This window comes from Tolypothrix tenuis PCC 7101, assembly GCF_963874875.1.
GTDB lineage: Bacteria > Cyanobacteriota > Cyanobacteriia > Cyanobacteriales > Nostocaceae > Aulosira > Aulosira tenue.
Genome location: NZ_CAWNJS010000001.1, coordinates 5,829,391 through 5,842,936, shown reverse-complemented (window position 1 = coordinate 5,842,936; position 13,546 = coordinate 5,829,391). Strand labels below are relative to the sequence as shown.

Annotated in this window: 13 protein-coding genes and 1 pseudogene; 1 reads left to right on the top strand and 13 read right to left on the bottom strand. The window is 39.6% G+C overall.

Features of this window, described 5'->3' with window-relative positions; genetic code table 11:
* From AACU25_RS23040 to AACU25_RS22990, 11 genes and pseudogenes are all read right to left on the bottom strand, one after another.
* A partial coding sequence (locus AACU25_RS23040; RefSeq protein WP_339382059.1) for a hypothetical protein occupies nt 1-1,294 on the bottom strand: 1,294 nt, incomplete at its 3' end.
* 131 nt (nt 1,295-1,425) lie between these two features.
* Nucleotides 1,426-1,893, bottom strand: a complete 468-nt coding sequence (locus AACU25_RS23035) for a phage tail protein (protein ID WP_096579637.1) — start codon at nt 1,891-1,893, stop codon at nt 1,426-1,428.
* 181 nt (nt 1,894-2,074) lie between these two features.
* A pseudogene (locus AACU25_RS23030) lies at nt 2,075-2,221 on the bottom strand (DUF6760 family protein); the annotation flags it as partial.
* 17 nt (nt 2,222-2,238) lie between these two features.
* Entirely contained in the window at nt 2,239-2,601 is a 363-nt protein-coding gene (locus tag AACU25_RS23025) for a hypothetical protein (protein ID WP_096579635.1), read from the bottom strand.
* An 11-nt stretch (nt 2,602-2,612) separates the two neighbouring features.
* Complete coding sequence (locus AACU25_RS23020) at nt 2,613-3,056, bottom strand: phage tail protein (protein WP_096579633.1); 444 nt, start codon at nt 3,054-3,056, stop codon at nt 2,613-2,615.
* Between the two features lie 24 nt (nt 3,057-3,080).
* The gene (locus AACU25_RS23015; RefSeq protein WP_096579631.1) at nt 3,081-4,271 is read right to left on the bottom strand and encodes a phage tail sheath family protein; all 1,191 of its coding nucleotides are present in this window, start codon (nt 4,269-4,271) and stop codon (nt 3,081-3,083) included.
* Between the two features lie 31 nt (nt 4,272-4,302).
* Nucleotides 4,303-5,460 carry a phage tail sheath family protein gene (locus tag AACU25_RS23010; RefSeq protein WP_096579629.1) on the bottom strand — a complete coding sequence of 386 codons (1,158 nt, stop codon included), beginning with the start codon at nt 5,458-5,460 and terminating at the stop codon, nt 4,303-4,305.
* 64 nt (nt 5,461-5,524) lie between these two features.
* The gene (locus AACU25_RS23005; RefSeq protein WP_096579627.1) at nt 5,525-6,430 is read right to left on the bottom strand and encodes a peptidase associated/transthyretin-like domain-containing protein; all 906 of its coding nucleotides are present in this window, start codon (nt 6,428-6,430) and stop codon (nt 5,525-5,527) included.
* A 232-nt stretch (nt 6,431-6,662) separates the two neighbouring features.
* The gene (locus AACU25_RS23000) at nt 6,663-7,244 is read right to left on the bottom strand and encodes a Pvc16 family protein (protein ID WP_096579625.1); all 582 of its coding nucleotides are present in this window, start codon (nt 7,242-7,244) and stop codon (nt 6,663-6,665) included.
* A gap of 38 nt (nt 7,245-7,282) precedes the next feature.
* Nucleotides 7,283-7,513: a hypothetical protein gene (locus AACU25_RS22995; RefSeq protein ID WP_096579623.1), complete on the bottom strand. Its 231-nt coding sequence runs from the start codon at nt 7,511-7,513 to the stop codon at nt 7,283-7,285.
* Between the two features lie 37 nt (nt 7,514-7,550).
* On the bottom strand, nt 7,551-9,485 hold the full coding sequence (locus AACU25_RS22990) for a hypothetical protein (protein ID WP_096579622.1): 1,935 nt from the start codon (nt 9,483-9,485) through the stop codon (nt 7,551-7,553).
* Nucleotides 9,486-10,444: 959 nt separating this feature from the next.
* Here AACU25_RS22990 and AACU25_RS22985 point away from each other — a divergent pair.
* A complete protein-coding gene (locus AACU25_RS22985) occupies nt 10,445-10,834 on the top strand; it encodes a hypothetical protein (RefSeq protein ID WP_190445766.1) in 390 nt (129 codons plus the stop codon).
* Nucleotide 10,835: 1 nt separating this feature from the next.
* Here AACU25_RS22985 and AACU25_RS22980 read toward each other — a convergent pair whose 3' ends face one another.
* Nucleotides 10,836-11,075 carry a hypothetical protein gene (locus AACU25_RS22980; protein WP_096579618.1) on the bottom strand — a complete coding sequence of 80 codons (240 nt, stop codon included), beginning with the start codon at nt 11,073-11,075 and terminating at the stop codon, nt 10,836-10,838.
* Nucleotides 11,076-11,255: 180 nt separating this feature from the next.
* Nucleotides 11,256-13,316 (bottom strand): hypothetical protein, encoded by a 2,061-nt coding sequence (locus tag AACU25_RS22975; protein ID WP_096579616.1) that lies wholly within the window; start codon nt 13,314-13,316, stop codon nt 11,256-11,258.
* Nucleotides 13,317-13,546: the final 230 nt, after the last annotated feature.

The following is a 13,546-nucleotide window of genomic DNA, read 5'->3' as shown; positions in this document are numbered from 1 at the left end:
CAGGTAACCTCAAGCTAGATGCTGAACCACTATCTAACTTGCGTTGAATTGAAAATTCGTCAACTGATGAATTTTCAATATTATCTAAAGGTTTTTTTTGAATTATTGGTGATGATATTTGCTCAACTAAAGGAAGTGATTGATTTGCGGTTAAGGGTAGATTCTGAGGTAAAGTTTCCGAATTAGCTTTGACCACAGGTAACCTCAAGCTAGATGATTCACTCTCTAACTCGCGTTGAACTGTCAATTCTCCAACTGATGAGCTTTCAAGATTATCTAAAGGTTTTTTTTGAATCGTTGGTGGTGATATTTGTTCAACTAAGGGAAGTGATTTATTTGCAGTTAAGGGTATATTCTGAGGTAATGTTTCAGAATTAGCTTTGACCACAGGTAAACTTAAGCTAGATGATTCACTATCTGACCTGCGTTGAATTGTCAATTCGCCAACTGATGAACTTTCAAGATTATCTAAAGGTTTTTTTTGAATTGTTGGTGATGATATTTGTTCAACTAAAGGAAGTGATTGATTTGCGGTTACAGATGTATTCTGTAGTGAAGAATTCTCAGAATCTAGCTTAACAATAGGTAAATTCAAGCTGGATGCTGATTGATTATCTAGCTTGCTTTGAATAGGAAATTCTGCACCCGATGATTTTTCAGGATTAACTAAAGGAAGTGCTTGATTTATACTTAATGAAGTATTTTTAGGTAAAAAATGCTCAGAATTTACTTTAAAAGTAGATAAACTATAGTTTGATGATTCGTCATCTAAATGACGCGGAATTGACAAATCTGCAATGTCGCTACTTATTGGTAATGTATTAGATAATATTAGTGATTGGGCACTAGAGGGTGACTCAACAAAAGAATTTACTGCTGAATTTTCGGTTTTAAAAGCTAAATTAGATAAAGAATTATCTTGTGTGACAGCTAATTGCGATCGCGGATTTTGTAAATGAGTTTCTTGAAGTGGAATTTGCTGGCTATTGTGGCTAATATTAGAGGCTGGCAATGTAGAATTTATTATTGGCTTTGCTACTGCTTGACTGCTCCGATCCTGGTTTTGCACATAAACAATAGGTGTTGATTCTGACTCTAAATCAATCGTTGTTGACCAACGTTGCATCTGTTGAGCTAGTAAAGGTAGCTTATTCAGCATATCAGGCGATCGCTCAATAATCTTTTTAGCCATGCCATGATTAATCATGCCAGGTTTGCTCAAGCGATTATGCAACCGTTGGAGAAGTTTGGGATTAATAGATTGTTGCCATTTTTGTAAATAATTAGCTGTCATTTTAGATTATTGGTTTCATTGCCATAATAATTAATAATAAAATTGACAAATGGAACTAGCTTTTTCTACTTAGCAAGAATTCATTTTGGTGAATAAATTACAATCAAAGTTTACTCTTTCTCCCAACTTTCTTAAGCTTTATACACCCCCCTGTGAACTAATTCTAGGCGTTCAAAACCAACAACATTGCCATTACCGGCATTCAGTTGTGGCCCATCCCAAGCAACTGGATAAGCTTTTTTAAAGTTCCATCCTATCAATTTAGACTGCTGATTATCTCTTACCATAATTGTGCCGTTCAAGAGACGAATTTTGCCTCTAGTCACATCTTCATACCACTTCCATAAATCATCCCTTTCTGCCAATCCTCGAATCAAAACTAAATTAGGATAGGTGATGTATTTAGGAAATTGATGCACGCGGTGATTCACCCCACCTTCCACATAAGTTTCTAGTTCTATTTTGCTATTTAATCCTGTAACTTCTGAAAATCCACCTACAGTTAGTCCCTCAATTTCTACTGTAAAATTAAAGGCCATATAGGGGTCATGGGGTTTGTCTTGAGAATCCCCTCCCTTTTTTTTTTGCGATTTTGCCATAAATATCTCCTTTTAATAGAAAAAAGTCCCTTATTATTAGAAATATCTAGATCCCCCTAAATCCCCCTTTTTAAGGGGGACTTTAAGAAGTTTTGCCCTTTTCAAGGGAGGTTGGGGAAAATCAATAATTACTTAAAATCACAACTAACCGCTTTTCAAACATCCTCTAAATCTCAAATCATTAATTTCCTGACTGCTGATTCATCTGCTGATTAATTTGAGCGACTTGAGCTACCCACTGTTGTCTTTCCCAATGTTCCATATTCATTACTTGGTCATAAGACCAGTGAAAGTGATAAGAAAGATAAGCTACCTCCTCAAGTAGACGTTCTGAGGGGTAGCAAACTACTCCCCCACTGGAGAAGTTTCTACTTCAAACTCTCCGCCACAATGGGGACAAGCTACCTGAAAGCGGGTATGACCATTTTGGTTAATTCGCTGATAAAAATCTTGCAGATAAACCAAGTCTCCAGAAAACAATTCCTCAATAATTTTGGTATTGAGTTGGTCTAAAGTACCTAGCTTAGTAATCACTCTTGCTAACAGGATAATCACCAGATAACCAGGATTTCTCTGTACCCTGGGGTCGCGCAGAGGAGTTATCTCATCATAGGCTGTTGATAGTCGCATCACTCCTTCTCGATGAAGGGTTCCTTCTGCATCGACATAGCCATGAGGTAGGGTAAAAAGAAATTCAGTCTGGTGCATTTTTCCTCACATTAACCAACGCTGATACCTTCGTGAACAAATTCTAATGATTCAATTGCTAGTTCGCTAGCAGTAGCATTAAAATCTGGGCCACTCCAATTGGTAGGCCAACAATTTTCTAAGTTCCAACGAATAGTTTCTTCACCTTGATCGTTAGCAAGAATAATCGAAACATTCTTACGTTCAATTTCCTTACCATCTATCAAATCTTTGTGCCATTTCCACAGTTCATCGTTATCAGTCATTCCTCGTTTTAAACTAATATTATTGAAACTATTTAAACCAGGAACTTTTCTTTGTCCTAGAGTTTTATCTGTCCCTTCGCGATATTCTACGACTGATCTAGTAGCGTTTAAGCCAGTACATTCTCTAAAGCCCGCGTGGACAATACCATCCCACTCTACCCAAAAATTATATCCAGCAAATGGATCGTGAGTATCTTTGATATTAGGCATGATAATTTCTCCTGAAGTAGATTACTAAGATTCAACAGATTGGATTTCGACAAACTTCACACCATTACTACGGTGAACTAAAGAAATCACAATAAATTCGCTAGGAGCAGTTGGTGCTAAACCAATTTCTGTTACTATCTGTCCGGTATTACGAATTTCTGGTGGATTAGTTTCTGCATCACATTTGACATAAAAAGCTTCTTCTGGAGTGTCTCCATAAATAGCTCCTTTTTCCCAGAGAGATTCGCAATAAACTGTTAATTCTCTGACTATCCGATCCCATAAATCGATGTTATTGGGTTCAAAGATAGCGTCAGCCAAATTACGTTCTACCCAACGTAAGACAGTAATTTTTAAGCGGCGAATATTGATATATTGCCATTCGGGATTTTGGCTTAAGGTTCGCGAACCCCAAATCCGAATTCCCCGACTTCTAAAACTACGGATGCAGTTAACTCCGGCTCCAATTTCTGCATTTAAAATTTCCCAATCGGCATCAGTAAATAAAATACTTAAATCCAATACTCCTTCTAGTAAATAATTAGCTGGAGCGCGATGAACTCCAACTTCGGCATCATTACGCGCATAAATTCCAGCAATATGACCGCAAGGAGGAATATAAGTAGAAGCATTTTCTGTTTTCAGCCAGGGAGCATACAGCGCACCATTATCGCCAGTTAACCCTTGTTGTTGCGCTTTGAGAGTTTGTATATCTTCAAAATTGGAGATATTGACAGCATCGAGGATAGCAAAGCGATCGCCCATTCGATCGCAATGTTCCAGTACGGCTCTCTGCATTTCCAGCGCCTCTGTAGGAGGATTCTGCATAATGTCAGGCGCACATACTAAATCGATGACATCTAGTGATTCTATAACCTGCAATCCATTTTGCAAGGCTAACAGAGAGTTATCTGGTAAAGGTAAAAAATAACACAAACGACCGCCATTTTCAAAGAAACCCCGTACCGCATTAGCTAAATAACTATCGAGCAATTTATGTAATTCAATATCATCTAATGGCTGAAAATACTGCACAAACTGAGTCCAGAGAGTGAGCATTTTCGGTACAGGAAGACTATGATTCAGGGAATTGTTAACCTTGGGAACACCCAAAAACACCGGAACACCCGTGAGTAAATCCTTACCTGGTAGCGAAGGAATATCCTGTAAATAGACACCAGGAGCGCTTAAATTTAGGTGTGTAGATGTCTGCATAGGTTAATCAATTTTGGATATTAGCAATCAGTTATTTTTTCTCGTCTACCAGTTGGCTAATGCGGAAGATGACAAATTCTGCTGGTTCTATTACCGCCACACCAATTTCTGTGACAACCTGGCCAAGTTTGCGAGTTTCTATAGGGTTATTTTCGGCATCGCACTTGACGAAAAATGCTTCTTGAGGAGTTGTCCCAAATAATGCACCTTTACGCCATTCGTTAGTTAGGAATGCAGTAATATTGCGGCGAATCTTTGCCCATAGTTCTGTATTATTAGGTTCAAACACTACCCATTGAGTGCCTTCATCAATTGATTCGCGTAGGTAATTAAATTGGCGGCGAATATTGATGTATTTGAAGTCTGGATTATCCTTACCTGCGCCTAAAGTTCTCGCTCCCCAAATGCGGATATTCCCGTTGAGATTGCGAATGCAATTGATACCATCACTGTTGAGAGGTTCTTGTTTGGCTTTACTGATATCTTGCTTTAAGCCTACAGCTCCTAAAATTGGTTCGTTAGCAGGTGCTTTGTGAACGCCTCTTTTATCATCAACACGAGCATACACACCAGCAACATGGCCACTAGGAGGAATGAATTTTAGCTCTTTGCTAATGGGATCGTAAACTTGAATCCAAGGGTAATATACTGCTGCAAAGTCCGAATTTCCTAGTAGTTTCTGACTACCTGGCTTAAGTTGCTCTGAGTCGGGGGGGATATCTTCTTCTGTATCCAAAATCGCAAAGCGATCGCCTAAACTACGACAGTGTATATCAATTTTAGCTAGGGCTGTTTTACTGGTAACTCCAGGCGCAGCAACAATAGCAATTTCATCAATGGCTTCAAATTTATCCAAAGCATCATCGAGTTTAGCTTCTTCTGTCACCCAAGTGACAAAACACCTAGTTCCCCCATTTCTAAAGAAGCCATACACAGCATGAGCGAGGGTATTCTGACCAGAATTAGCAGCGAAATCTCCAAAATATTTCTTAAATTCTGTGAAGTTTGTACAGAGTTTCACTTCACCATGATTAGTTGGTATTGTTTCCGCTTCGGCACCATCACTAGCCGCCGCTAGATTAATGATACCAATAAAGCCAGCTGTACTGGTTCCTACACCAACAATAGGTGCTAATCCTGAAGCAACTTCTTCAACATAAACACCGGGGGCAAGATAAGTAGAAGGCATGAGATTTTTTCCTTTGTTGATAATTGTGATTATCGGACAAATACAATTGACAATTAAGCAAATTTCAATTGCTATTTAACTGGAAATTTAAGGATTTAATTTCCCCTGTTTGCAGATTTATTTCTTTTTGCTGTCTGGTATATCCTTGAGCTGAAACTATGACTGTGATGGGAGTATTTCTAGCTGCTATACCAACAAGTCGGTAATTCCATTCTCCCTGTGTTTGTTTAATTATTTCCTTGCAGCTAAAAGTGTAGTTTTCACTCCCTTGAATTTGCACTTTAGCCATACAAATCGCTTCGGAATCATCCGCACTTGTGATTTTTCCTAGCAGCGTTGTTGGCATTAATTTTAACTCTAATATCTTAAAATTATCAAGTAGATCAACATTTTGATTTTGGTTAATAATATTAATATTTTTTGCATTTTTTGAGGAAATTGTAACTTGACATTGACTCTTGGTATAACGCAGCTGAGTATCAGTTAAATATGCTTCTAATTGATATACTCCATCTGGTAAATCCATAAAATAAAACCAACCATCAGAGATTGTTTGAGTACGTCCAAGTTGAGCTTGTTTAGTTTTTGGGTGGTTGGGTAAATAGTCACAAATTTCCTGAAAAGCTTGAAATTTATGCTGAGTACTGAGGTGATTATCATCCAAGATATCCTGAAATAATTGCAGCTTATCAGCAGTTTTTAAGTAAGGACTTCTCAGTTGTTCTTGAAAATTTTGAATCTCAGGATTTAAATCTTGATTTTCTAGATTTAGATTGGTATTTAATGAATACCACTGCATTGGTAAATTGCCTAATCCCAAAACTTTAGTCTGGAAAATAACAAAGTTAATAAACTCATCCGGGGCATCAATAATTTTAACCACAGCGCCTGAAATTCCCTGCCCTGTAATGGCATCCTTAACTTGTCCAGCCATTGCTACTTGATGATGAAATCTTTGTCGCTTCAGCATTTTTTTTGATGGTGTTCAGAAAAGAATTCAAAAATTAGTAATCAGGGTTAGTAGTTGATTCTGTAGTTATTTATATTTAGCTATATACCAATTTAATGTGAAGTTGCACATATTTAGATCTCCCTAAATCCCCCTTTTTAAGAGGGACTTTGATAAATTTATTCCGGTTCCCCCCTTTTTTAAGGGGGGTTAGGGGGGATCGAATTCTATGAAGCTTCATCAAGAATTGGAATTACAATACCCTGAACAGTTCATTTCTTGCATCCAGAACTAAAGGAACTTCCGTTGCAGCTTCTTCAACAGGAACAGCAATTGTCACTGTGTAAGTGAGTGCGGCTTTTGGTTTTCCGCCTATTGCTTGCCAAAACTCCCCTAAACTTTGTAAGTAACTAGAACGTAAACTAACGCCGCTGGGAAGTGGTTCTTGGCCTTTTAAACTGCCTTGTAAAATTGCTGCTGGTAATGTCTTATAACGCAGCAACAATTTCATTACTTCTCCTAAGATGTGATGTTCTTGTTGGGGGTCGTCAGAATTCACCCAAGCAGTAATCAAATAGGAACAATCTATTCTAGCTGGAGAACGTTTTTTCACGGCTGTACCGTTTTGTAGACGTTGCACCGACCATTCGCTACTCCGTAATTCCAGATTTTCCCGCACATCATAAAGAAAAAGGTTGATGGCTGGTTTTTGTTTGATAGACCCTTCTATTGGCATATCAAAGCTAATCGCTACTGTGGTTTCAGTGGATTTATTTAACCCTGGTAATTCGTGAGTTATTAATTGTTCTAAGGTGCTATCCAAGTCATCTAGCATCACTAAATTCCTATTGAAGAGGCAGAAGGCTGAAGACACTAAGGTTCAGAAATCATTTCTAGAGTAGAGTGGGAAAATTTTTCTACTTTATGATTCTGTTGGCTATTAAACAAAGCCAATTCTTCTTCTAATACTTGAATTGCACCACTAATGCGGAGCAAGGTTTCTCTCAAGCTGGCTTTTTGTGCATCTAAATTAGCTATTGCTTTCTGCCCTGCTTCGTATTCGGTTGTTAGTGCCTGAAGGCGCTTTTCGAGTTGTTCCTTCATTGCGATCTCACTTGCTGTTTAAAGGTCTTGAGTAGTATCAAAAACTATAGGGAATTTCCAGATCATGAGTACCCATTTCCCGGAAATGAAGGTCGCTGTTCTGCTTACTCATATCGATTTTGACTTTGATATGGGGGGTAATATCAGGTCTGGGTTTGGGAATTAAATCAGCTGGAATATAAGCAGCGATATAGCGGTTAAAGCTTTTGCTATTCCAATGGCGGGCGAAGGGATTATCGTAAGTGGATAGGAACCTTTGAATGGGCTGACCGTTGACAGTAATGCCATTGTGCATACAACCATTCCAGTCATTACCATGCTCAACAATATAGAGCAACTTGTCATTTCCAGACCATACTACTGGAACCATCAATTCCAAATTACTTTTTTGAGGAATTCTTGTGTAGGTGTCCCAATTCCAACTGTCACTGCCTTTGTCCCACTCTGTAGCATCACCTGTATTTACTTTCCAGTGATATCCGAGTGCTGCCTGAGTTGCGTGAGACCAAGGGTTTTTGCTAAATGCTAATCCAGATAACCAAAATTCAGAACCTTGTTTGGAAATCAGTTTGACTTTCCCAGATCTGCCAACAGGAATGGGGAGCCATTGATGTGCATCGCGGTGGCTATCAGTTAGAGAACCATCAGGACAGTAGCAATTACCATATCTTCTTCCACCTGCCCAGCGTCCTAAATCTTCCTTAAATCCATCTAGAAACTGCGCCTTGATGACATTCCAAGTATCGCCATGCAATCTGATCCAGAGAGTATTGTATCCTTCTGGAACGTTAACGAGTGCCCCTCCATCATCTTCATCTGCACCTCCATAGCAGATCATTTGACGGTCGTGCCATAGGTTTTTGGTTGTATGTCTGGTTTCAGCATCACCAGGTGCGTTTTTTAAGACACCATGTTTAGCGATCGCACCCGCAGCTTTCGCCTCAAAAATATCTTGGTAAACGAGCGCATCATTGGGATACATTCGATGCCGCATCGGATTTGTTGATTCCAGATGTAAGGCGCGGATTACACCGTTAACATCCAGTTTTCTGCCTGGAGTAGTTGTACCAATGCCAACATTACCTGTATCACGTTCGATGGCTAGCCGTGGGTTTGCTACTCCTGCGCGATAGGATACCAATTTGATTAGAGATGAAACATCTGCTGGATCACCACCTTCGGTTGCCCAACCATATAGCCCATCTGGTTTGCTAGAGAGAGCAATTGCTGGTTTTTCCTCTGTGGGAGCATTTAAAGCTGCCAATCTCTCTTTAATTCGCCTTTCTAAATGCTCTTTGACAGCCTTTTCTGAAGGTACAACATCGGTGCGATCGCTATCTGTGGCGATCGTTTCCGATACACCAATAATTTCCGAACCGCCTAATTCTAATGTTCCAGATATAGTCAAATTGCCTTTAATAGTTAAAGATTGACCATCACTACGGAGAGCAATCTCTTCACTTTGTCCGCTAGGTAACCGCGCTCCAGAATATTGCCTGACACTGTTGTCTATGCTAATTTGTCCATTCTCTAGGGTGATTTTGGCTAAAGTAATGGTTTTTGTGTCTTTAGTTTCAATCGCTTCTAAAGTTAATAGAGGTTCCTCGATAAAGCGGGTGAAGCTATCAGGAATTTCCGGCTGTTGTAATACTTTTGGCTCTTGATGATATCGCAGACACACCCAACATAGGGAATTAATTTTAATGTTGGTTTTTTCGTCTGGGAGAATAATCAGATTGCCTTCGCCGTCAATCGCTGTACCAGATTTAACAGTAACAGCCGATTCACCTGCGATCGCTTCTACTTCTAGTCCTTCTACAATACCTGCTAAATGAAGTTTGCTATTGATGTAACGCTGGCGATCGCTCAGATATTTGTGCGCTAACTCGAAATCTTCATCTAGAAGGTATTGCCCGGGAAAATAGTTGGGACGTTGTAGGGAAAAATTCGTCCAATCTTGTGGCTTAATCATGCAAATTTAGTCTTAGATTGTACAATTATGCCCATAGCAATTAATCCTATTTAGGTTATGAAAGATATGCATTTTGGCTGTTGACTATCAATAATTAACAGTCACCAAATCTGCAATTCTTCACAAATAATTTAGGATTGCTATATAGCTATTAAGTTAAAGCATTAGAGATTTTTGAGTCCAAGTAAAAATAACCCTGATTTTAGGTGAATACTCAACCTAAAAATCAAAGATCTGGATATCTAGAATCTATATTGACAGTTGAATTTTGAAACAAACTGATTGTTTGATTCAATACCTGCCTTAGCCAATTCTTAATATCGCCCGCCATATAAAATTGTCGGGCTATGGGTAGAACACAATACCCACAAGCATAAAAGCTTCACATCATAAGCAAGAGAGGTGACGCTGCGCTTCAACGTCTCATTGTGCCAAAGGTATCTATTTTTGGCAAGGGGTACTGAGAAACTTTACATTAAAGACAGATAATTCATCAAACTATCTGGCTTGCATAAGTGAGATTATGGGATGATCAACAAAAACAGAGGGCAGCCTTTATGAAACAAATTACACCACCAAGTATGTAAGTAATTCTTACCTGTTCCCCGTTCCCCGTTCTCTTTTCCCTATTTACAATGTGGTTCGTTTTTTTGAATTATTAGCTTAGTCTTAGCCACAATTGCGAATACTGAATTGGGATTCTAGAAAGGTACAAATTTTGGCATTCATCCATTAATTGATGAAAAACATAAAACTAATATTTATGTAGAGAGCAAGACGCACGTTTAGTAATTATGGGCTTTTCAATATGAGTGATTGTGCCAAAGATTTTTGAGGTTTATAATACGAGACTGAGCAAAATTAATTAAAGGAAGTATTAGGCACTTGAACAAGGTTTAATTCGTCACTATGACTAATTGAAAACAATTAAAATGTTGCAGATTATGTCGGAGTATCACGTGAAAACAGCGATAATTGCCAAAACAGTCATTGCATCACTCGGTTTGCTAGCTTTATTTAGCCCCAGCCGCGCATCTGCTCAACTTGTACCACAACCTTGGGTTTCGGTTGGTGGACAAGATGGCGATGTTACCTATGCTGTGGGAGCTAGAGCTTTAAATTTGGGGGTGGAAGTTGGAAGTGGCCCCGACGGTTCGGCTGGAGTCGATGTTCTGAAATTTCTCAGTTTGCCAGTGATTTCACCTTATGTAGGACTGGGGTATTATTCTGAAGATAAAGGTGTTGCGGTTTCTGGTGGTGTTCAGGTAGGCGCTACCGATCACCTGTTTGTCGGTGCTGGTTATAACTCTGTGCGTGGATTCAATGGGCAATTAGGAATTAGATTTTAATTTATTTGAGCCGTTCAATGCCGATAATTTCTCGGTTACCTGCAATCTCATTTTGAGTGTGAAATGTAAAGTATCGCTGCTGTGCTAATTGTTGCCACTCCTGTTGTAACCCCAAGTCAGGATGCTGACCACTGTTGAGTACCTCCAGCATGGGAGGCCAAATTTTTTTAATATGGTTGACATCGCTAACATAAAGTTTGAAACGACCTATGTTAGCGATCGCATAAATCCCAGAAGCCATAAGCAATCAATTCTCAATTATCAATTAGGTAGATGCGTGATTGTTTTGGGCGCAGTCTTGCCACAGGTATGACAAATCAAAAATTATGAATTATGAAACAAGAGATTGTTGTTCATAATTCATAATTGAGGATTTATTATTTTCCCCCTGCTCCCTGCTCCCTTGCTCTGAGAAATGGGATTACCCTTCGAGCGATCGCGTATATACTGGTTTGCCTTGGGAATCGTAGACGGACAAAGGTAAGTGGGCATTATCGCTAATTACTCCCAGCGCTTGTTGTAAAATTTGCAAGTGCTGACTTAGCCCCGGAACCGCATTTGGTGTCGCAGGATTAGTATTAGGTAAAGCACTCCTTGCTAGGTCATATTCACGGGTTAACCGCACAGTAATTCCTTTACTATCAACAGTGAAATTACAAATCCGAATGCCATTCGTACAAGTTCTACTCAGGTCGTTGCGGGTTTGTTGCAAACTATTAGCAATTTCTAATTTTCCTTGAGCCTCTTTGAGCGCAGCAGAGTAGGGTTCACCTAAAGACTGAGCCTGGAGATATTGAAAGCTATCATTAGGTACTTGTTTTACAGACTGTACAGCCTGTTGCCATTGGGTAACTGCGGCTTGCCATTGTTGTTTTTGCTCGGATACCTTAGCTTGATTGGCTGCAGCCACAGCTTGTTGATAGGTTTTAGCTGCTAATTGTTCTTTAGTAGTACGATTGCGTGCTGTTACTAGTTTTGGTTTGTACTCTCGCAATAGCTGTTGTGCTTCTGGGTATTCTGAACTAGCCGCAGGAATACTATTTAAGGCATTGACTGCTACCTGCCAAGCAAACTGTACTCTTTGTAAGTCATTTAAAGATTTAACAGTCGTTTCCATCTGCGTGGCATTATTAGCCACAGCTTTAGCCGCAGAAAGTTTTTTAACCCATTTTTCTGCCACCAATAGTTGCTGATTGACAGTTTGCAAACTGGTACGATAGCTGAGTAATTTTACTTGAGCTAGTTGAGAAAAATCGCTGTTAGCACTGATGCTTTCCAATGGTGCGATCGCGCGTCGCCAGAGTTTTTGTCTAGCTTGCAATTCCTCGATGTTCTCAGCAGGCGTTTGCGATTTTTTCGTCGCCAAGGCTGCTGCTTGTAAACCTTTTACCACCTGATCGATTTTGTCTGATGAGGCAGATAAACTCGTTTGTAGTTCCTCGGCTTGTTGAGAATAAGGTGACCAAGCTGGAATACTGGCTAATTCTGAGACTGATGCTTGCAGTTGCTGCTGTACTGTGACTAATTCTCTTTCCGATTTAGCACGCCGCAGCGATCGCCTAGACTCAGTTTTTAATTGTTCGGCTGTTTGCACGGGTTTACACTCCGATAGCAAACAAGGAGTCAGCAGTAAATACCCTCCAACACCTAAGCCGATAATTGCCAAAACGCCTAAACCAATAAGACCAGATTTAATCAGTTTTTTTGATTTAGAAGTCGATAAATCTGGGCCACCAGCAAAGGGATCAAAAGGTTCTTCTTCCTCAATGTCATCGCTGAAAGAAGCTTTGGGCAAAGATGAGGGATATGTGGAATTAGCGTCATCATCTAAAGAAGCCGCTGAGAAGGATGATGCATATGTAGAATCAGTGTCATCCTCTAAAGAAGCCGCCGAGAAATGTGGCGCAAATGGCAAATCCGCCTCATCTTCTATAGCAGCTGCTGATAAATTGGGCGGAAATGGTAAATCATCCTCATCATCTAAAGAAACATCTGAAAAATTTGGCGTGAATGGTGAATCCGCCTCATCCTTTAAGGAAGCGGCTGAGAGAGATTCAGGGATTGGTGGAAATATCAGCCGACTACCAGCAGCTTTACTATCCTCTAAAGGAGAATTAGTAGATGTGCTTATAGGGGGTTCTGGGAGATGAGGATAGCTAGTAATTTCACTTAGTTCTACCCGTTGATGTAAATCGAGAGAACGATTAGTATAAGGATATTTTTCACCCAATACTCGCAGAAAACATTGAACCTGTCGCTCCTGCTGGTTTGGTAGCGACTGGATCACATCCTCAATTAGTTGAAAGATGGTGCGAGTGTCAGCTATCAACCCTGGTGGATGTTGAATTAAAATCATCAATCCGTCTTTATTGACGGCACATTTAACTTGGAAGACTCCGCCAGATGGAACTTCCGCAAGTAATTGTTCTTGCAAAGTTTTAGCTAGCAGCTGTAAGTCATCCTGTTGAACTGCTACTTTCATAGAGCGTTCCCGCTTTTCTTCTATATTGTTTTTCTTATCTTCGAGGTTAGGAAAGTAAGGGCTTTCGTTTGTTGAATGCAGATGCACAGTTTAACCAACCATAGCCGGATAATTAGATTGAACAACTTTCTAACACAAATTCTCGAGTTTAACCAAAAATCAAAAAAGCAGTAATTTTACGGTCGTCAGATTTGATTAAGGAATACAAAAAAAATAATTATCCAACAAGT